Origin of the sequence: Vibrio ouci (assembly GCF_004551525.1) — a bacterium.
Taxonomy (GTDB): Bacteria; Pseudomonadota; Gammaproteobacteria; order Enterobacterales; family Vibrionaceae; genus Vibrio; species Vibrio ouci.
The window spans coordinates 1-19,273 of sequence record NZ_SATR01000027.1 but is presented as its reverse complement, the minus strand read 5'-3'; the positions used below and the strand labels follow the sequence as shown (position 1 = coordinate 19,273).

At 45.6% G+C, this 19,273-nt stretch carries 16 protein-coding genes; 11 read left to right on the top strand and 5 right to left on the bottom strand.

What is annotated here, in order from left to right; all coding sequences use genetic code 11:
• Positions 1-363 precede the first annotated feature (363 nt).
• The 9 genes from ELS82_RS16485 to deoD all read left to right on the top strand — a co-directional run bounded on the left by ELS82_RS16485 (position 364) and on the right by deoD (position 10,260).
• Positions 364-1,794, top strand: a complete 1,431-nt coding sequence (locus ELS82_RS16485) for an alanine/glycine:cation symporter family protein (RefSeq protein WP_134836449.1) — start codon at positions 364-366, stop codon at positions 1,792-1,794.
• A 112-nt stretch (positions 1,795-1,906) separates the two neighbouring features.
• Positions 1,907-2,683, top strand: coding sequence for a peroxide stress protein YaaA (yaaA, locus tag ELS82_RS16480; RefSeq protein ID WP_134836448.1), 777 nt, complete (start codon positions 1,907-1,909; stop codon positions 2,681-2,683).
• A 12-nt stretch (positions 2,684-2,695) separates the two neighbouring features.
• Positions 2,696-2,842 carry a DUF5363 family protein gene (locus tag ELS82_RS26340; protein WP_167489349.1) on the top strand — a complete coding sequence of 49 codons (147 nt, stop codon included), beginning with the start codon at positions 2,696-2,698 and terminating at the stop codon, positions 2,840-2,842.
• Complete coding sequence (locus tag ELS82_RS16475; protein ID WP_134836447.1) at positions 2,842-3,615, top strand: TatD family hydrolase; 774 nt, start codon at positions 2,842-2,844, stop codon at positions 3,613-3,615. Before ELS82_RS26340 ends, ELS82_RS16475 begins: the two co-directional genes overlap by 1 nt.
• A gap of 205 nt (positions 3,616-3,820) precedes the next feature.
• Positions 3,821-5,083 carry a NupC/NupG family nucleoside CNT transporter gene (locus tag ELS82_RS16470; RefSeq protein WP_134836446.1) on the top strand — a complete coding sequence of 421 codons (1,263 nt, stop codon included), beginning with the start codon at positions 3,821-3,823 and terminating at the stop codon, positions 5,081-5,083.
• 718 nt (positions 5,084-5,801) lie between these two features.
• Positions 5,802-6,578, top strand: a complete 777-nt coding sequence (gene deoC / locus ELS82_RS16465; RefSeq protein ID WP_134836445.1) for a deoxyribose-phosphate aldolase — start codon at positions 5,802-5,804, stop codon at positions 6,576-6,578.
• Between the two features lie 119 nt (positions 6,579-6,697).
• Entirely contained in the window at positions 6,698-8,026 is a 1,329-nt protein-coding gene (gene deoA, locus ELS82_RS16460) for a thymidine phosphorylase (protein ID WP_134836444.1), read from the top strand.
• Positions 8,027-8,229: 203 nt separating this feature from the next.
• Positions 8,230-9,450 carry a phosphopentomutase gene (locus tag ELS82_RS16455; RefSeq protein WP_134836443.1) on the top strand — a complete coding sequence of 407 codons (1,221 nt, stop codon included), beginning with the start codon at positions 8,230-8,232 and terminating at the stop codon, positions 9,448-9,450.
• A 90-nt stretch (positions 9,451-9,540) separates the two neighbouring features.
• Positions 9,541-10,260 carry a purine-nucleoside phosphorylase gene (gene deoD, locus ELS82_RS16450; protein WP_053440109.1) on the top strand — a complete coding sequence of 240 codons (720 nt, stop codon included), beginning with the start codon at positions 9,541-9,543 and terminating at the stop codon, positions 10,258-10,260.
• 277 nt (positions 10,261-10,537) lie between these two features.
• On the opposite strand, the gene ELS82_RS16445 is transcribed toward deoD, so the two are convergent.
• The gene (locus tag ELS82_RS16445; protein ID WP_134836442.1) at positions 10,538-11,146 is read right to left on the bottom strand and encodes a YtjB family periplasmic protein; all 609 of its coding nucleotides are present in this window, start codon (positions 11,144-11,146) and stop codon (positions 10,538-10,540) included.
• Positions 11,147-11,250: 104 nt separating this feature from the next.
• Here ELS82_RS16445 and serB point away from each other — a divergent pair, with 104 nt between their 5' ends.
• Positions 11,251-12,231 carry a phosphoserine phosphatase gene (gene serB, locus ELS82_RS16440; protein WP_134836441.1) on the top strand — a complete coding sequence of 327 codons (981 nt, stop codon included), beginning with the start codon at positions 11,251-11,253 and terminating at the stop codon, positions 12,229-12,231.
• A gap of 70 nt (positions 12,232-12,301) precedes the next feature.
• On the opposite strand, the gene ELS82_RS16435 is transcribed toward serB, so the two are convergent.
• Positions 12,302-14,647 (bottom strand): PilZ domain-containing protein, encoded by a 2,346-nt coding sequence (locus tag ELS82_RS16435; RefSeq protein ID WP_134836440.1) that lies wholly within the window; start codon positions 14,645-14,647, stop codon positions 12,302-12,304.
• Between the two features lie 150 nt (positions 14,648-14,797).
• On the opposite strand from ELS82_RS16435, the gene radA reads away from it, so the two are divergent.
• Entirely contained in the window at positions 14,798-16,177 is a 1,380-nt protein-coding gene (gene radA / locus ELS82_RS16430; RefSeq protein ID WP_004415378.1) for a DNA repair protein RadA, read from the top strand.
• A gap of 173 nt (positions 16,178-16,350) precedes the next feature.
• Here radA and csdA read toward each other — a convergent pair whose 3' ends face one another.
• The 3 genes from csdA to panE are packed head-to-tail and all read right to left on the bottom strand — an operon-like array spanning position 16,351 to position 19,048.
• A complete protein-coding gene (csdA, locus tag ELS82_RS16425) occupies positions 16,351-17,562 on the bottom strand; it encodes a cysteine desulfurase CsdA (protein ID WP_134836439.1) in 1,212 nt (403 codons plus the stop codon).
• The gene (locus tag ELS82_RS16420) at positions 17,562-18,161 is read right to left on the bottom strand and encodes a DJ-1 family glyoxalase III (protein WP_134836438.1); all 600 of its coding nucleotides are present in this window, start codon (positions 18,159-18,161) and stop codon (positions 17,562-17,564) included. The genes csdA and ELS82_RS16420 overlap by 1 nt, the downstream gene beginning before the upstream one ends.
• Before the next feature lie 2 nt (positions 18,162-18,163).
• Entirely contained in the window at positions 18,164-19,048 is an 885-nt protein-coding gene (gene panE, locus ELS82_RS16415; RefSeq protein WP_134836437.1) for a 2-dehydropantoate 2-reductase, read from the bottom strand.
• Between the last annotated feature and the right edge of the window lie 225 nt (positions 19,049-19,273).

Sequence of the window (19,273 nt, the reverse complement as noted above, 5' to 3'; positions counted from 1 at the left end):
TTGTCGCTAGAAGAATATAGAGGGGATTCTTAGCAGTATGAATTAGGGGTTGTTGATTAATATTTAATAAAATGTTCTGTTTTAATTGCTAGTTTGTGTGGGTTACTGTTAATTTCAGGTGACTATCTAGTGAAAAATAACATTTTAATGAGTTTGGTTGCATATTGATTTTTGTCGTTCTTCACTGCATTATCCGCCCGTCAAAAAATACGCTGATACGTAAAATGGAAGCATGAGGCGAGTTTTACAGATCTAGACTGCACAATATAACAATACCAATACTAAGCAATCTTGACACTTAGTAAGGCGGTCAGATGGAAGGCTTGGAAGCAAAGATTAGCGAAAACTCAATATGAGGATGTTATGACAGACTTAATTAATTTAATGAATGACCTGCTATGGGGTTCCATTCTTGTTTATCTTCTAGTCGGTGTTGGAATCTACTTTACAGTCCGCTTGGGCTTTATCCAATTCCGTCACTTTGGCCACATGTTCTCAGTATTAAAGAACAGCCGTAAAGCAGACAAAGCTGGTATCTCTTCTTTCCAAGCTCTTTGTACTAGTTTAGCTGCACGTGTTGGTACCGGTAATATGGCCGGTGTAGCTGTAGCGCTTACTGCTGGTGGCCCAGGTGCTATTTTCTGGATGTGGCTTATCGCCATGCTAGGTATGGCGACATCATTCGCTGAAAGTACCTTAGCGCAGCTATACAAAACCAAAGATGATGACGGTAACTACCGTGGCGGCCCTGCATACTACATGGAGAAAGGCCTAGGTATGCGTTGGATGGGTGTACTGTTCTCGGTATTCCTAATTATCGCATTCGGTCTTGTGTTTAACGCAGTACAAGCGAACTCTATCGCAAACGCAATGCACAACGCATTCGGTTGGGACGACACCTACGTAGGTGTGGTAGTTGTGCTACTTTCATCGGTTGTTATCTTTGGTGGTATCAAGCGTATTGCACGTGTAGCAGAGTTAGTGGTTCCAATCATGGCACTGGCTTACTTGCTACTAGCAATGTTCGTTATGGTAATGAACATTGAGAAGCTTCCTGCTGTTCTGACCTTAATCATCAAGAGCGCATTCGGCCTACAAGAAGCTGCTGCAGGTGGTTTGGGCTACGCAATTGCACAAGCGATGATTAACGGTATCAAACGCGGTCTATTCTCAAACGAAGCGGGTATGGGTTCTGCGCCTAACGCTGCAGCTTCGGCAACGCCTTACCCACCGCACCCAGCGTCGCAAGGTTATGTGCAAATGCTAGGTGTATTCATGGACACGATTGTTATCTGTTCAGCGACAGTTGCTATCATCCTGATGTCGGGTGAGTACGTACCGCATGGTGAAGTGACGGGTATCGAATTGACTCAGAGCGCGCTAAGTTCACAAGTGGGTGAATGGGGTGGAATCTTTGTTGCAGTAGCGATTTTCTTCTTCGCATTTACTTCAATCATTGCTAACTACTCTTACGCTGAAACGAACCTTATCTTCCTGGAGCACAACCACAAAGCAGGCCTAGGTATCTTCCGTATCGTCGTGTTAGGTATGGTAATGTTTGGTGCAGTAGCGTCACTACCAGTTGTTTGGGCTCTTGCAGACGTATCTATGGGTCTAATGGCGATTGTTAACTTGGTAGCGATTCTTCTACTATCAGGTATCGTGATTAAGCTTGCTAAAGACTACAACCGTCAGCTAGATGAAGGCAAAGTGCCAACGTTTGACTCGAACGATTTCCCTGAGCTGAAATCTCAGCTTGAAGATGGTATTTGGGATCAGAGCAAAAAGAGCTAATCGATAGTTATTAGATTTGCCTATCAAAACGATTCAAAAAGCCATGCAGACAATGCATGGCTTTTTTTGTACCCTAAACTCAATAAAACAAAGATATGGATAGAGTAAAGTCATGTTAATCGTCGTTTCTCCAGCGAAAACCTTAGATTATGAATCCCCACTGGCGACAGAGAAGTTCACTCAGCCAGATTTAGTTGAGTACTCAAAGCAGCTGATTGAAGTGTGTCGTAAGCTCACACCTGCAGACGTTGCGAGCTTGATGAAAGTGAGTGACAAGATTGCTGATTTAAACGTTGGCCGCTTTCAAGAGTGGAGTGAAGAGTTTACGACTGATAATTCGCGCCAAGCAATTCTAGCGTTTAAAGGCGATGTTTATACTGGCCTAGATGCACAATCGCTGTCTGAAGAGGACTTTGCTTATGCGCAAGAGCATTTACGCATGCTCTCTGGCCTGTATGGTTTACTTAAGCCTCTCGACTTGATGCAGCCATACCGCTTAGAGATGGGCACCAAGCTGGCGAATGATAAAGGCACCAACCTTTACCAATTCTGGGGTAACGTTATTACAGGTAAGCTCAATGAAGCTATTGAAGCTCAAGGTGATAACGTGCTTATCAACCTTGCATCGAATGAATACTTCAAAGCAGTAAAACCGAAAGCGTTAGATGCGCAGGTGATTACGCCGGTATTTAAAGATTGTAAGAATGGCCAATATAAAGTGATCAGCTTTTACGCTAAGAAAGCACGCGGCATGATGGCGCGTTACATCATAGAGAATCGTATTTCGAGCGTGGCAGACTTAACCAAGTTTGATACCGCGGGCTATTACTTTGTTGAAGAAGAATCGACACCGACTGAGCTAGTCTTTAAGCGAGAAGAGCAGAAATAGAAGGGGATGGGGATGCGCAGTTGGTTGAAGCGTCTATTAGCAAAATATGATGCGTGGTGTTTGTCTCTCGGATTGACCCCCGAGCATAAGCGCAGCTGTGTTCCTTATCGCACTGACCCGAGTGCTGAGAACTCTGATAAAACTAAGGCGCAAAAGTAATGCGCCTTTTTGATACCCACTGTCATTTCGACTTTGATATCTTCCAAGACGACTTTGACTCTCAACTGAAATCCGCCCATGAGCAAGGTGTCTCGCGTTTTGTTATCCCATCTATTGGCTCTAGTAATTGGGCCAAAATGCACCAAATGGCCACAGACCACACCGATATCTACTATGCGCTTGGGATGCACCCCTATTTTCTTGATCAACAAAGTATTGATGAATTGCCTACCTTAAAAGAGCTGCTTAACCAGCGTGGCAATCAGTGCGTAGCGGTAGGCGAATGTGGCTTAGATTCGATGGTTGAGGTCGATATGACGCTTCAGGAAAAAGTGTTTATAGAGCAGGTCCGTTTTGCAACATCTTGTCAACTTCCCCTCATTCTCCATTGCCGGAAAACACACAACCGAATGCTACAAATTTTGAAGCAAGAAAAGTTTCAATATGGTGGTATTTTGCACGGTTTTTCTGGCAGCTATCAGCAGGCTATGCAATTTATCGAGCTTGGTTTTTTTATCGGTGTCGGTGGTGTAATCACCTATCCAAGAGCAAATAAAACCAGACAAGCTATAGTTAGACTGCCTATTGAGAAGTTAGTGTTAGAAACGGATTCTCCAGACATGCCACTAAATGGTTATCAGGGCAAGCCCAATCATCCTAAGATGATAGGTGAAATCTTGTCCTCTCTCGCATCTCTAAAAGGAATGTCGAAGCAAACGATTGCTGAAATCGTTTGGAAAAATAGCAATTCAGCGTTTGGTATTTGTGAATAATTTCTAATTAAATTGTTCATTTGATGATTACCTAAAGCCTTAAAGGTGATCTCGTTCACGTAAATGAGTGAGCAGGCCATGAATCTTATTAGAAACTGTGAGGGTGGCATTACTTTATCATTGGCCGGATGAGTATAATTGCCTCCGCTTTTTGAGCTCCATTTTGTAACACGCCAACAAATAACATATAAGGAAGTCATAAACTATGAGCCTGTTTATGAGCCTAGTCGGTATGGCAGTATTGCTAGGACTTGCATTACTACTGTCTGATAACCGCAAAGCTATCAATCTAAGAACTGTGGGTGGCGCATTTGCTATCCAATTCATCATCGGTGGTTTCGTTCTATACGTACCATGGGGTCGTGACCTTCTAGCTGGTTTCTCAGCTGGTGTACAAAACGTTATCGATTACGGTAAAGACGGTACTGGTTTCCTATTCGGCAGCCTAGTTAACTTCTCAGTTGACGGTATCGGTTTCATCTTTGCTTTCCAAGTACTACCAACGCTAATCTTCTTCTCTGCGCTAATTTCTGTACTTTACTACATCGGTGTGATGCAGTGGGTTATCAAGATTCTTGGTGGCGGTCTACAAAAAGCACTAGGTACTTCACGTGCCGAGTCTATGTCTGCAGCAGCGAACATTTTCGTAGGTCAAACAGAGGCACCTCTAGTTGTTCGTCCGTTTGTACCTAAAATGACTCAATCTGAGCTGTTTGCAGTAATGTGTGGTGGTCTAGCGTCAGTTGCTGGTGGTGTACTAGCAGGTTACGCATCTATGGGTGTACCTCTAGAGTACCTTGTAGCAGCATCATTCATGGCAGCACCAGGCGGTCTACTATTCGCTAAAATCATTAAGCCAGAAGTTGACACTCCAGACGAAGATTTGGACAACAACATTGATGGTGGTGATGACAAGCCAGCTAACGTTATCGACGCAGCAGCAGGCGGTGCATCAGTTGGTCTACAACTAGCACTTAACGTTGGTGCAATGCTACTAGCATTCGTTGGTCTAATCGCACTAGTTAACGGCATCCTAGGTGGCGTTGGCGGTTGGTTCGGTATGGAGAACCTAACTCTAGAACTAATTCTAGGTTGGATGTTCGCGCCGCTAGCATTCCTAATCGGTGTACCATGGGCTGAAGCAACATTCGCTGGTTCTTTCATCGGTCAAAAACTGGTTGTAAACGAATTCGTAGCGTACCTAAACTTCGTACCTTACGTTGGTGATGCAGCACAAGTTGTTCCAGCAACAGGTGCAGTAATGTCTGAGAAGACTCAAGCAATCATCGCATTCGCACTATGTGGTTTCGCAAACCTCTCTTCTATCGCGATTCTACTAGGTGGTCTAGGTAGCCTAGCTCCTGCACGTCGCCACGACATCGCTCGTATGGGTGTTAAAGCAGTGTGTGCTGGTACTCTATCTAACTTGATGGCAGCGACAATCGCTGGCTTCTTCCTATCTTTCTAAGAAAGTAGATAGATTATATAGACGCCGTTTTACAAAACCCCGTAGTAACTCTGTTACTGCGGGGTTTTTTTATTTTTCGGCGTAGTGAACGTGATAGGTGCCTCAACTGAGATTGGCTCCTTGCTTCCACTACTTTGAAGAATAGTTGTAAAGGCTCGAAACTGTGATTCCCAAGTGTATGACAGATTTGAGCAACGCACTTAAATTAGATTTAGGTGAGTGGGTTTTGAGTGTTTGATGATGATTAAGATTGAGCAAACGTTAAACAGAATCTTTTTTGAGATACAAACCGTTTGCGCTCTATGAGCAACTACAGATTTTCGATGAATATCTATAATGTATAGTTGTAGGAAGTAGGGAAACGTTTTTGAATCAAACGTTGGAAGCTGGGCAAGGTGATGTCAGCTTACTACTTTTCATACATTCAGATTTATTGAAATGTTTTTCGCTAGCGATAATTAATACAAGGAGTATGATTGGCGCTGGCAGCAACGAGAGTTGCTAGGGCTATTGCCCTTATACGTTAGACACCGCAATCGAAGATTGTTGTGCCATAGACCAAACTGGTACTGTGCGGTGACAAGGATAGCAATTAGGGGTCAATTCGCTGTTTACCCCTGAGTCTTCAAGGAACCAAGTCCGTTCATTAATGACTACATCGCCAACTTGAATAGACAGGTTGAGCAGTAAAATTTTTGAATATTGATCGGAGATAGAAATGAGCGATTTAAAAGCAGCAGCACTACGTGCACTTAAACTAATGGACCTAACTACGCTGAATGATGACGATACTGATGCGAAAGTTATTTCACTATGTCATGACGCAAAATCAGCAGTAGGTAACACAGCTGCAATCTGTATTTACCCTCGCTTTATTCCTATTGCTAAGAAGACACTTCGTGAGCAAGGTACACCAGACGTTCGCATTGCGACCGTAACTAACTTCCCACACGGTAACGACGATATCGAAATCGCAGTTGCTGAGACTAAAGCAGCAGTCGCTTACGGTGCGGACGAAGTAGACGTAGTATTCCCTTACCGTGCTCTAATGGCAGGTAACGAAGAAGTTGGCTTCGAGCTAGTGAAGCAATGTAAAGAAGCATGTGGTGACATCCTTCTTAAAGTGATCATCGAAACAGGTGAACTGAAAGAAGAAGCACTAATTAGGAAAGCTTCTGAAATCTGTATCAAAGCGGGTGCAGACTTCATCAAAACTTCAACGGGTAAAGTGCCAGTAAACGCAACTCCAGAATACGCTCGCATGATGCTTGAAGTCATTCGCGATATGGGCGTTGCAGAAACGGTTGGTTTCAAACCAGCTGGTGGCGTACGTACAGCAGAAGATGCGCAAGCGTACTTAGCAATGGCTGATGAAATCCTTGGTGATAATTGGGTTGACGCTCGTCACTACCGTTTCGGTGCATCAAGCCTGCTAACTAACCTACTTAATACATTAGAAGTGACAGACGAGACTGCTGATCCAGCAGCTTACTAATTTTCTCTTTCCATTTAGAGAATTAATAAAAATAAAGTCTGTTTGGTGGAGTAGTGATTCGCTGCTCCACATTACCTCTTTACCTTACAACCTTGCTGCTCAAAGCATGGGAGGATCTAATGTACTTACCTCAAGAAATTATTCGTAAAAAACGCGACGGCGAAGTTCTAACAGCCGAAGAAATTAACTTCTTCATTCAAGGTGTTGCAAACAATTCTGTATCTGAAGGTCAGATCGCGGCATTTGCAATGGCCATCTTTTTCAACGAAATGACAATGCCTGAGCGTATCGCACTGACGTGTGCTATGCGTGACTCTGGCATGGTAATAGATTGGAGCCACAAAGAGTTTGGTGGTCCTATCGTTGATAAACACTCAACCGGTGGTGTAGGTGACGTAACGTCTCTAATGCTTGGCCCTATGGTGGCAGCGTGTGGTGGTTTCGTTCCTATGATCTCTGGTCGCGGCCTTGGTCACACTGGCGGTACGCTAGATAAGCTTGAGTCAATTCCAGGCTACAACATCACACCGACTAATGAAGTGTTTGGTGATGTGACTAAAGACGCCGGCGTAGCTATTATCGGTCAAACCGGCGACTTGGCACCAGCAGACAAGCGTGTATACGCGACTCGTGATATTACCGCGACAGTAGACAACATCTCGCTAATCACAGCGTCAATTCTGTCTAAGAAACTGGCTGCGGGTCTTGAGTCTCTAGTCATGGATGTAAAAGTAGGTTCTGGTGCGTTTATGCCAACTTACGAAGCATCTGAAGAGCTAGCGAAATCAATCGTAGCCGTAGCAAACGGTGCAGGCACCAAGACAACCGCAATTCTCACTGACATGAACCAAGTACTGGCTTCTTCAGCAGGTAATGCAGTAGAAGTTCGTGAAGCGGTTCAGTTCCTAACCGGTGAATACCGTAACCCTCGTCTACTTGAAGTAACGATGGCGTCATGTGCTGAAATGTTGGTGTTGGCAAAACTTGCTGATGACACAGCAGACGCGCGTGCGAAGCTGATGGAAGTACTAGATAACGGTAAAGCGGCGCAGTGCTTCGGCAAGATGGTTGCAGGCCTTGGTGGTCCAGTAGACTTCGTCGAGAACTACGATAGCTACCTAGAAAAAGCGCAAATCATTAAACCAGTATTTGCTGATGAATCTGGTGTTGTTTCAGCAATGGATACTCGTGCAATCGGTATGGCGGTTGTTTCTATGGGTGGTGGTCGCCGCGTTGCAACTGACGTGATCGACTACGCAGTCGGCTTTGATGGCTTTATTCGCTTGGGTGAACAAGCGTCTAGTGACAAGCCTCTAGCTATTATTCATGCTCGCAATGAAGAGCAATGGCAAGAAGCGGCGAACGCACTGAAAGCAGCGATTACGATTGGCGGCGAATATACGCCAACGCCAGAGGTATATCGTCAGATTCGCGCGGAAGACCTTTAATCCCGTCATACTTGAAGTTGCAGCGTTGTTGACGGTGAAAATTCACCGGAACGCCGGCCGCCCTATTCACATAGAGCCTCTATGCTCATAGGGCTGAATTTTCTTGTCGCCTAGCTGCAACTCCAATTATTTAGGGATTAGCATAATATTAATTAGATTGGTCGATTGAGCTTTTGCTCTCGGCCAGTTAAAGGAAGAGAGCAATGAAAAGAGCATTTATTTTAGTCTTAGACTCATTTGGTATCGGTGCAACGGCTGATGCGAAAGATTTTGGCGATGTAGGTTCAGATACGATGGGTCATATCGCAGAGCAATGTGATAAAGGCTTGGCAGACAACGCGGATCGTAGTGGCGCACTAAAACTGCCAAATCTATCTAAGCTCGGTCTGGCAATGGCGCACAAAGAATCAACAGGCAGCTTTGCTCCGGGTCTTGATGTTGACGCTGAAATCATCGGTGCTTACGGCCATGCGGCTGAGCTTTCTTCTGGTAAAGATACTCCATCAGGCCACTGGGAAATTGCAGGCGTGCCTGTACTATTTGACTGGGGCTACTTCACTGACAAAGCAAATAGCTTCCCAAAAGAGCTAACAGATCGCATTCTTGAGCGTGCAGGTCTAGACGGTTTCCTTGGTAACTGCCACGCGTCAGGTACGCAGGTTCTTGATGACCTAGGTGAAGAGCATATGAAGACTGGCCAACCAATCTTCTATACCTCTGCTGACTCTGTTTTCCAAATTGCATGTCACGAGGAAACGTTCGGTCTAGACCGTCTTCTAGAGCTGTGCCAAATCGCACGTGAAGAGCTTGAAGACTACAACATTGGCCGTGTTATCGCTCGTCCATTCATTGGCCCAGGTAAAGGCCAGTTTGAGCGTACGGGTAACCGTCGTGACCTATCAGTTGAGCCACCTTCAGCAACCATTCTTCAGAAGCTAGTTGAAGAGAAGAGTGGTGAAGTTCACTCGATTGGTAAGATCTCTGATATTTATGCTGGCTGTGGTATCACTAAGAAGACCAAAGCAACGGGCATCCCAGCTCTATTTGAAGCAACCAAAGATGCGATTAAAGAAGCGGGTGACAATACGATCGTATTCACTAACTTCGTTGATTTCGATTCTGCTTATGGCCACCGTCGTGACGTAGCTGGTTATGCAGCAGCGCTAGAGTACTTTGATGGTCGTATCCATGAAGTAATGGAGCTGATGGAAGAAGATGACCTGCTAATTCTTACTGCTGACCACGGTTGTGATCCTACATGGCCAGGTACAGACCATACACGTGAGCATATCCCTGTGATCGTTTACGGCGCTAAAGTACCAGCAGGCTCTCTAGGCCTTCGTGATACGTTTGCTGATATTGGCCAAACGTTAGCAAGCCACTTTGGTACATCACCAATGGATTACGGTAAAAACTTTCTGTAATTCTAAGTAGATATTTCAAATAGAGGGCTTGTCCCTCTATTCTTTTGTTTATTGCTTACTTTTATCCGATTAAGAAAAGGAAATTAAATCATGGCAACTCCACATATCAACGCAGAAATGGGTGCATTCGCAGACGTCGTACTAATGCCGGGTGACCCGCTACGTGCTAAATACATTGCGGAAACTTTCCTGGAAGAAGTTGTACAGGTATGTGATGTACGCAATATGTACGGTTTCACGGGTACTTACAAAGGCCGTAAGGTATCGGTAATGGGCCACGGTATGGGTATCCCATCATGCTCAATTTACGCGACAGAACTTATCAAAGACTTTGGCGTGAAGAAGATTATCCGTGTCGGTAGTTGTGGTGCAGTAAGTGAAGATATTAAAGTTCGCGACGTTGTGATCGGCATGGGCGCGTGTACTGACTCTAAAGTAAACCGTATTCGCTTTAAAGGTCATGACTTTGCTGCTATCGCAGACTACAAGATGGTTCGTGCCGCAGAAGATGCAGCTAAAGCTCGTGGCATTGAGGTCAAAGTCGGTAACCTGTTCTCGGCAGAGCTATTCTACACGCCAGATCCAGAAATGTTCGACGTAATGGACAAATACGGCATCGTAGGTGTTGAAATGGAAGCGGCGGGCATCTATGGCGTATGTGCTGAGTATGGAGCTAAAGCTCTGACTATCTGTACCGTTTCAGACCATATCAAAACAGGCGAGCAAACGACTTCAGATGAGCGTCAGACAACCTTCAACGACATGATGATCATTGCTCTAGACTCTGTTCTTCTTGGTGATGAAGAGTAAGAGGCGAGGGTATATAGAGTCATTCGATAGAGCGATGGCGGAGCGAGTAGGGTGCCTTTAATTGCTTTCTACTCACAATAAGAGATCCCCAACTCGTTCGTACCTCACTCTCGGGGATGACAGGTTAAACTCTTCGTCATTCCATAGAACGACGAAGGAGTGAGTAGGGAATCTCTTTGAGTTTTCTATGGACTCAAATCTCTCGCTTTTCTTTCTATGTGATGACTAATAAAAAAGGGTTGATGCTTGGCATCAACCCTTTTTTGTTTTCTGGTTTTTACTGCATGTCTTTAAGCAGTAAGTTCTCGCCCTTACGCTTATTTGGTTTACGACGGATAATCAGCGTCAACAGTAAACCGGCGATAAAACTCATCCCAACCATGGTGTACATATATCGATCACTTTTACGGTAGTAGTGATCTGAAAACGCCGTGAGCTTACCAGTTTCAAAGGTAATGCGAACAAAGCCGATTACCGTGCCATCTTTCAGCACCGGCTCAACCAGTTGTTGTTTACCGATACGCGCGGTCTGTAAAGGGGTGTCTAAACCTAGAATTTCACGCACTGAAGTTGCTTGGTCGCTGGCTGCCAGCTTGACCCCTTCTGCGTCGTAGATGGTGGCATCAACAACGAGGTTATCTTTCGCTAGCTGGTTAGTCAGCTTCAATAAACGCTCTTGATCTTGCGTGACGATCATGTCACCGGCTGACAAAGAAGCTTGAGAGATAAGAATATCGGTTAAGGTCTCTAATTGGTTGGCTTGAATCTGCTCATTACCTTTCGTAATTTTGACACTATTGATCCCAATAGTAGCGACCATGGCAATTAACGAGGCCGTTGCCAATACTTTCAGTGCGATACGAAAAGAAAATAGAGATGAGTCCATTTTTCACCTAAATAGAGGATAATTATACTTTAGAGCATATTGAGACTTGCGCAGATAAATTGCAATAGGTTAACGTGTTGAGAGATTTTACAGGAATAATTGACATGGACACGTTAAAGCCCCTTTCTATACGTAAACATACCCCATTAATTAATCGTCTACCAGAAACCCGCCTTGCCACTCAGTTTGATAAAGCGAAAGCAGGTTGGGTTGTATTTGGACACTATCTCTGCCCGAGCAAATTTGAAGACATCGACTTCTTTGTAGGTTACTACAACGCCATTGTCGATGTATGGAAGGTTGGCGAGTACGAGGTTGCTTTAATGGCCGGAGAGCTTACTGAGCAACACGAAGAGATTTTGCAGGCACTTGAGCTTGATTATTCGACTTTGAATGATATGCCTGAGTTGAGCAAGCCAGGGTTAATCGTGCTTGATATGGACTCAACTGCGATTCAGATCGAGTGTATTGATGAAATTGCTAAGCTGGCAGGAGTCGGCGAAGAGGTCTCTGAAGTGACGGAGCGAGCAATGCAAGGCGAGCTCGACTTTGAGCAAAGCCTACGTCAGCGAGTCGGCAAGTTAGCGGGTGCCGATGAAAGCATTTTAAGTGCCGTACGTGAGCAGCTTCCTTTGATGCCTGATCTTCCTGAGTTGATTGGTACATTAAAACAGTACGGTTGGAAGACGGCGATTGCCTCTGGCGGTTTCACTTACTTCTCAGACTATTTACAAGAGTTGCTTGGACTGGATCATACGCAGTCAAACCAACTTGAGATTGTCGATGGTAAGTTGACGGGGAAAGTGCTGGGCGAGGTCGTTTCGGCGCAGACCAAAGCCGATATCTTACAACAGCTTGCCGATGAGTATGAGATTGAACCACACAATACTATTGCAGTCGGTGATGGTGCCAACGACCTAGTGATGATGGATGCGGCTGGTTTGGGTATTGCTTACCATGCCAAACCAAAAGTAGAGCAACAGGCTAAGAGTGCCGTTCGTTATGTGGGACTTGGCGGGATCATTTGTATTTTATCGGCGATTCTTGTTAAGCAAAAGCGCGTGAGCTTTCAGCCTCAACCTTAAGCGAAGAGACATATACTTATAAAAAAAGCGAGGATAAGGCCTCGCTTTTTTCATTGTCTTAACTATTAGGTTAGGTAGTTAACTCCAATCGAATCAGCACTTCTTCGGTGATATCGGTGAGCTCGCCATAACCAACTATGTTGTTGATCTCTTTTTCTAAGCTGCGCGCTTGATGCATGCTGATTTGCGTCAGTTCCTCGAGGTCTTTTCGAACCAGAGCGGTTATCGGGTTGAAAACCGGTGCACCACAAATTCGAATTGCGTAAAACTCGCCCATCATTTGCGCGCGCTTTATGTAACTGATGCGCTCTTTAACATTCTCAAATTCGTTGGAGAGTTTAGCTTCGACCGACTGAATTCGGGTACCAAACTTACTCGCACTAAGGTATAGCTCGTGGTACTGCGGCTCAGCACCTTCAATTCGCTTCATTGGCTGCGCCAACAGCGTATTAGTATGACCTTTGTATATCGGTGCTAACGAGAAGTTCGCACCGTCACCAAGTTTGGCCAAAATAGTCAGATACGAGCTAAGAGGGTAATTCACGCCAATCGCTTTAGGGCGCAAGCTTTTACCCCTTTTCTCAATATATAGTGGTGAGCTGACCATTTTATCCAGCAAGATATCATGCAGACTTTCTAGCAGTTCATTACTTGGCAGTAGCTCTTTTTTAGCGACCAGCTTGTCTTGGTTATGCTCAATCAAGCGACCAAAGAAAGTGATGGTACGCATGATTTGCCTCGATTCCTCAATCGCAAGCTGAAGGCGTTTACCACTAGGGGTAATGCGAATGACTTTATAAGGCACTTCACTAAGCGGAAGGTTCTTATCATAGAGCTGCAGCTCTTTGAAATTGATGAAGCAGGCCTCTCCGGCTTTGAGTGTGCTCGGGGAGCTAAGAACAATGTTGGCGCCATGTTTAGAGATATCAACAGTAGCACCTTCAACAGTTGTACCATGGATATCTGTTAACAGTAGCGGTGACTTAAATTGATATCTCGGTTCTCTGCGACGAGATTGGGCATCAAAATAAATACATGCTGGGTTAGTGGTTGGGTTACGCAGATGGCGGAACGGGTTTAATTCGTTTGCCGCAAGACGAGGCTTATCTGTCAGTAAGTAATCATGGCGACTGTTGTCATCAGAGATCTCTTGCAAGATGCCACAATGAGTCAGCGTTTCTGCTTCCAGATCCAATTCACTATAATGTTGTGATAGCTCTTTTCTCTCATCTGGCGATAATTCAAATACAGATAGTCTGAACGCTTTCCAACTCTCTTTTTTCGCTCCCACATGCCAAAACAGTTGGCGCAGTTCACGCGATGCTTCAGGCATCATCATCGAAAAGAACAAGCTCTTCTCTTTATGTTGATGAGTGAAGGAGTAAATCACGTTACTGCTACCTTTGACACCCTCTGTCGTCAATTGCGACATGCGCTGTTGATGAAATAAGCTACTCAAGGTTTGTTGATTACGCTCATCGTGCCAGTATTGCCAAATAGGGCGGTTATTTTCCGTCATTAGGACCAGTTTTAGCTCATTTCCGCTAAAAAATACTGGTAAATTGCAGGTGTGCTTTAAGTAGGTATGTTCGAAACCACGCGCACGTGCGCGGATGATCTTATCTTGATTATCATGACGAGCTTTTTGAGCATCACTTTGCAGCAGGTGCTCAATGATCTTTTCAATCAAGCTTGAGGTGTCGAGCTTAAGTAGGCGTAAAAACTTAACGGCATCATTTTCATATGATTCGTCAATACCGACAATACGATAGGGGATTGGCTGTTCGATACCTTCAATTTCAACCGATTTCTGCAGCTCGATAAGGGTTACGTCAACGACTTCCCCTAACTTATAATCAAAAGCCGAAGGTGCTTTAAATTTGGCGCCAGAAGGGGAGAGATCAACAGTCAGCGCATTAACCACTTGGTTATTAGACAATTTGATTTCGACTTGAGATGAAATTTTTAGTCGGTTCTCTTTACGCTTGAGATCGTAACCGAGCGTAATGGCTTCGACATCTAAACTGTTGGGATTAGCCGCAACTTCAGTCCCAGTAGGTTTACCGTGCTTTTGCATCACGCGGAAGTTGTTATGGGTATTGATTAGGGCTTCCCATACCCCTTCGGTATAGCCGCCGAACTTACGAGTGTTTTTGTGATAGGCGTTAAATGCAACATCGTCTAGCCAGTGCTTTAAACCATCCAGATCATAAGAGCGACACTCACCTTTCACTCGTCCGCGTAGGTCGATTGGCTTGGTACACGGTGCCATCACGCGATTCAGCTCCATCTTGACCAAAATTTTAGTCGATGGGGGCTCTCCCTCCGTCATTTGGTTAAGAAGGTGCTCGAAGTCCTGTGCATGGTATGCTGGAATTAATCGCTCTGCTAACGAGAGTATTTCTGGCTGCTGCATATTTTTTTGTTAGAGTATTCCTTACTCTCGATATCGGCCTTGATATTAAGATCTTTAGTGATATGTTACAGCGAATCAAGTTTCTATGTGAGATAAACGCACCACGGTGCAGTTTGCGTCACAAATACTATTTTTAATACCTGAGGTTACATGGCAAAAGCGAAGAGAGCATACGTATGTAATGACTGCGGTGCTGACTTTCCACGTTGGCAGGGGCAGTGCAATGCTTGTGGTGCGTGGAATACAATTAGCGAGGTTAGACTGGCAGCATCCCCAGCAGCGGCGAGAAATGAGCGCTTAACGGGGTATGCGGGTAACTCGGGTGAAACTCTTGTTCAGGCTCTGTCTGAGATTGATCTGCAGGAAGTGCCGCGTTTTACCACCGGCTACAAAGAGTTTGATCGTGTACTCGGCGGCGGTGTTGTCCCAGGGGCGGCAATTTTAATTGGTGGTAACCCAGGTGCTGGTAAATCGACATTGCTGCTGCAGACGATGTGTTACCTCGCATCTCAAATGCCAACGCTCTACGTAACGGGTGAGGAATCTCTCCAGCAAGTTGCGATGCGCGCTTCTCGATTAGGGTTGCCGAAAGAGAACTTGAAAATGCTTTCTGAAACCAACGTTGACCGCATCTGTCAGATCGCAGAGAAAGAGCAGCCAAAGATCATGGTGATTGACTCAATACAGGTTATGCATGTTGCTGACGTGCAATCTTCACCGGGTAGTGTGGCGCAAGTTCGTGAATCGGCAACGGCGTTAACTCGTTACGCTAAGCAAAACAATGTCTCGGTGTTTATCGTTGGTCACGTTACTAAAGATGGCACTCTAGCGGGGCCAAAGGTACTCGAACACATCATTGACTGCTCTGTGTTGCTTGACGGCGGTACCGATAACCGATTTAGAACCATGCGCAGCCATAAGAACCGTTTCGGTGCGGTGAATGAGCTCGGCGTGTTTGCGATGACAGGGCAGGGCCTAAAAGAAGTCAGCAACCCGTCAGCGATTTTCTTATCACGCGGTGAAGAAGAAACATCTGGCAGCTCAGTGATGGTGGTGTGGGAAGGTACTCGCCCTCTGCTAGTTGAGATTCAGGCTCTTGTCGACTATTCACAACTTGCGAACCCACGTCGTGTCGCTGTTGGTCTTGAGCAAAACCGTCTGTCATTGCTACTCGCAGTACTACATAAGCATGGCGGCCTACAAATGGCGGACCAAGATGTCTTCGTTAATGTTGTCGGTGGGGTAAAGGTTACTGAAACCAGTGCTGACCTTGCCTTGGTTATGGCGCTGCTTTCAAGCTTCCGCGATCGCGCATTACCAAAAGATGTAGTGGTGTTTGGCGAGGTGGGTCTTGCTGGTGAAATTCGTCCGGTACCAAGTGGTCAAGAGCGCCTCAATGAAGCGTTTAAGCACGGCTTTAAGAAAGCGATCGTTCCTGCAGCAAACATGCCTAAGGGCGGTATTCCCGGAATGCAAATTCACGGCGTTAAGAAGCTTTCAGAGGCGATTGAAGCCTTTGATGAGCTGTAGATGTATCGGCTTTGACCGCTCTGAGTTTTGTCATTCCATAGACCGAAGAATGAGGGAGTAGGGAATCTGCTTGCGTTGTTTGGTTGTTTTTAGAGATCCCCAACTCACTTGTACCTCGTTCTCGGGGGATGACGAAAATAAAAAAGGTCGGCATTTACCGACCTTTTTATTTTCTATAGCATATCAACCGCTTTCTCGACCGCAGCAATAAAGCGCTCTACATCTTCCATTGTGTTGTAGATGGCAAATGATGCCCTCACGGTCCCCTTAACACCGAGTGCATCCATAAGAGGGTGCGCGCAGTGGTGCCCCGCCCGAACGGCGATACCTTGTTGATCAAGTAGTGTTGCGATGTCTTGATGGTGAACCCCATCCATCACAAAGGAGAGCACACTAGCACCGGACTGGTAGCCAAGAATTTCAATATCATCTAGTGCGTTCAGGCGTGTATAAGCAGCAGCGACTAGCTTGTGGATATGCGCTTCAAGTGCCTGTTGGTCAAAGCTCTGATACCAGTTGATAGCCGTTTCTAAAGCAATTGCCCCAGCGACATTTGGTGTACCAGCTTCAAACTTCCCCGGAAGTTCGCTGTAGGTTGTTCCTTCAAATGAGACTTTCTCTACCATCTTGCCGCCGCCGTGCCATGGAGGCATAGCTTCAAGCAGGTTTAGTTTGCCGTAAAGCACCCCAATACCGGCTGGAGCATACAGTTTATGGCCAGAGAAAACGTAAAAATCAGCATTGAGTGAAGCAACGTTAACTTGCTCATGGACGATCCCTTGAGCGCCGTCCACGACAACAATCGCTCCCATCTGATGGGCAAGCTCAATCACTTGTTCGATAGGTTGGCGAGTACCCGTTACATTAGTGATATGGGCCAATGCGACAATTTTAGTTTGAGGAGAAAGCAGCGATTTAAAGGCAGCCAGATCAAACGAACACTCGCTTGTCATCGGTACCTTGATCACTTTTGCTCCGGTCTGCTCAGCCACTATTTGCCATGGAACTATATTCGCATGGTGCTCCATTTCACTGATTAAGATTTCATCTCCGGGCTTAAGCGTGTTTCGCGCGTAAGTTTGAGCAATCAGGTTTAAAGCTTCTGTGGCACCGCGAGTCCAAACTATCTCTTTGCTTGTCGAAGCGCCTAAAAAGTCGGCTACTGTTTGGCGAGCAGATTCAAACTGGCTGGTGGCTTTCGCGGTTAGGCTATGGCTACCGCGGTGGACATTGGCATTTTGATGACTGTAATAGTCGGTAATCGCATCGATCACACAGCGTGGCTTCTGCGTAGTCGCGGCACTGTCTAAATAGACCAGCCGTTGGCCATTAACTTGCTGAAGTAAGGCAGGGAACTGCGCAGCCACTGCTTGTACGTCAAACATTATTCGTCACCCAGCTTATGGTATTGCAGCGTCGGTATCGTCACCATCGGCTCTGCAACGGTCCACGCATGTGCTTTGCCTGATAGATTGATGATGATCTCCATGGCAAACTCAAGTGCGGTACCTGGGCCTTGGCTGGTTAATAGGTTGTGGTTTACATCATAAGTGACACGTTTAACGCGCCATTTTTTCGGATTGATGTGGCTTTCAAAACTTGGATGACAAGTCATTAGTGCGTCACTATATAGGCCGTGATGAGCAAGAACGAGAGCTGGTGCGGCACAAATTGCGGCAACCAACTTACCTTCGTACATCTGCTGGCGAACAATCTCGACCAAAACAGTGCTGTCGCGGAACGTTTCTGAACCCTCAACGCCACCCGGCAAGATCACTGCATCGAACTCATCGTCAGCAATATCGACCAGTTTACAGTCAGCAGTTAGTGTTACACCACGCGAGGCCTTCATTGTTAACTGACCATCGAAGTCGGCACTGGCAACCACAGTTTCGTATCCAGCTCTAACCATCATATCAATGATAGTAATAGCTTCCATTTCTTCACTGCCAGGAGCGATAGGGACGAGGACTTTTTTAGTCATGGTTAATTCCAACCTTGTTCGATGTTTTTAATGGCGTCATACAGCGAGCGGTTTACCGGCGTCGCTATTTTGTGCTGCTGCGCTTTTTCAATCAGATAGCCAGTAATAAAGTCTATCTCGCTTTGGCGTTGATGAACAATATCTTGCTGCATAGAAGATAAGTTTTTCGCCGTTGCTTGAATGACTTGAGCAACGGACTGACTCAGCATTTCTGAGTTGGTGTCGATCCCTTCAGCTTGCATCACTAAGGTGACTTCGTTAATAACGGACTGCAAGGTGTCTTGATATTGGCTTTGTGCTAACTCGCCATTGGCTACTCTGTGCATTGCGGTAAGCGGGTTGATGGCGCAGTTGATGGCAAGCTTATTCCAAAGTGCATCAAGAATGCTAGGGTTCCACACGACTTGAGGAAGAGCGTGCTGGAATACCTCAGCTAAGAACTCACAGCGTTTACCTGTCGAGTTATAGCCACCCAACTCCGTTTTGCCCAATCCAGTGTGTAAGACATGGTGAGATGACTTTCGATACGCGCCATGAGTTGTTGTCGCAAGAACTAAAGGGTTATCAATAAGTAACTCAGAAACGACTTCGGCTGTACCCATACCGTTGTGCATTAAGGTAACTACGGTGTCTTTGTTAATTAATGGCTTAAGCTCAGATAACGCATCCTCGACTTGAGGCGCCTTTAGAGTAACAAGCAATAAGTCAGCATGTTCAAGAGCGTGCTTGGAGCGATTACCGAATTGGATCGGAGCATGCTCATCTCTTTGGATAGAAATCGTCGATTCTGTATGTCGAGACCAGAGTGAAACAGAGTGGCCTGCATGATGGAGGTAGGATGCCCATAAAGAGCCAATTGCACCAGGACCAAGAACGACAATATTCATACGATAGAAAATCAGTGGGTTTGGCCAAGATCATAAGGTTATCTATTGAGAAAGCCAATAAAAATGGCACCCTAAGGCTGTCTCTTGATCACAAGTCTAGTGAATCAAGAGACTTAGCCAGTTCATACCCTTCAAGGATGGTTTGTAGCCTAAACCATCCTTGCCATAACGTCTTTATAGAAGCGCGATCCGTTCGCTTAGTATTCTTCCAGCCACCTAATCGTG

What these genes read in the sequence shown, in the direction of transcription:
- serB (WP_134836441.1), top strand. Translation starts at nt 11,251, where the DNA reads ATGGACACGTTAAAGCCCCTTTCTATACGTAAACATACCCCATTAATT.
- ELS82_RS16485 (WP_134836449.1), top strand. Translation starts at nt 364, where the DNA reads ATGACAGACTTAATTAATTTAATGAATGACCTGCTATGGGGTTCCATT.
- ELS82_RS16445 (WP_134836442.1), bottom strand. Translation starts at nt 11,146, where the DNA reads ATGGACTCATCTCTATTTTCTTTTCGTATCGCACTGAAAGTATTGGCA.
- ELS82_RS26340 (WP_167489349.1), top strand. Translation starts at nt 2,696, where the DNA reads ATGCGCAGTTGGTTGAAGCGTCTATTAGCAAAATATGATGCGTGGTGT.
- deoC (WP_134836445.1), top strand. Translation starts at nt 5,802, where the DNA reads ATGAGCGATTTAAAAGCAGCAGCACTACGTGCACTTAAACTAATGGAC.
- ELS82_RS16470 (WP_134836446.1), top strand. Translation starts at nt 3,821, where the DNA reads ATGAGCCTGTTTATGAGCCTAGTCGGTATGGCAGTATTGCTAGGACTT.
- deoA (WP_134836444.1), top strand. Translation starts at nt 6,698, where the DNA reads ATGTACTTACCTCAAGAAATTATTCGTAAAAAACGCGACGGCGAAGTT.
- deoD (WP_053440109.1), top strand. Translation starts at nt 9,541, where the DNA reads ATGGCAACTCCACATATCAACGCAGAAATGGGTGCATTCGCAGACGTC.
- yaaA (WP_134836448.1), top strand. Translation starts at nt 1,907, where the DNA reads ATGTTAATCGTCGTTTCTCCAGCGAAAACCTTAGATTATGAATCCCCA.
- ELS82_RS16475 (WP_134836447.1), top strand. Translation starts at nt 2,842, where the DNA reads ATGCGCCTTTTTGATACCCACTGTCATTTCGACTTTGATATCTTCCAA.
- ELS82_RS16435 (WP_134836440.1), bottom strand. Translation starts at nt 14,647, where the DNA reads ATGCAGCAGCCAGAAATACTCTCGTTAGCAGAGCGATTAATTCCAGCA.
- radA (WP_004415378.1), top strand. Translation starts at nt 14,798, where the DNA reads ATGGCAAAAGCGAAGAGAGCATACGTATGTAATGACTGCGGTGCTGAC.
- ELS82_RS16455 (WP_134836443.1), top strand. Translation starts at nt 8,230, where the DNA reads ATGAAAAGAGCATTTATTTTAGTCTTAGACTCATTTGGTATCGGTGCA.
- csdA (WP_134836439.1), bottom strand. Translation starts at nt 17,562, where the DNA reads ATGTTTGACGTACAAGCAGTGGCTGCGCAGTTCCCTGCCTTACTTCAG.
- ELS82_RS16420 (WP_134836438.1), bottom strand. Translation starts at nt 18,161, where the DNA reads ATGACTAAAAAAGTCCTCGTCCCTATCGCTCCTGGCAGTGAAGAAATG.
- panE (WP_134836437.1), bottom strand. Translation starts at nt 19,048, where the DNA reads ATGAATATTGTCGTTCTTGGTCCTGGTGCAATTGGCTCTTTATGGGCA.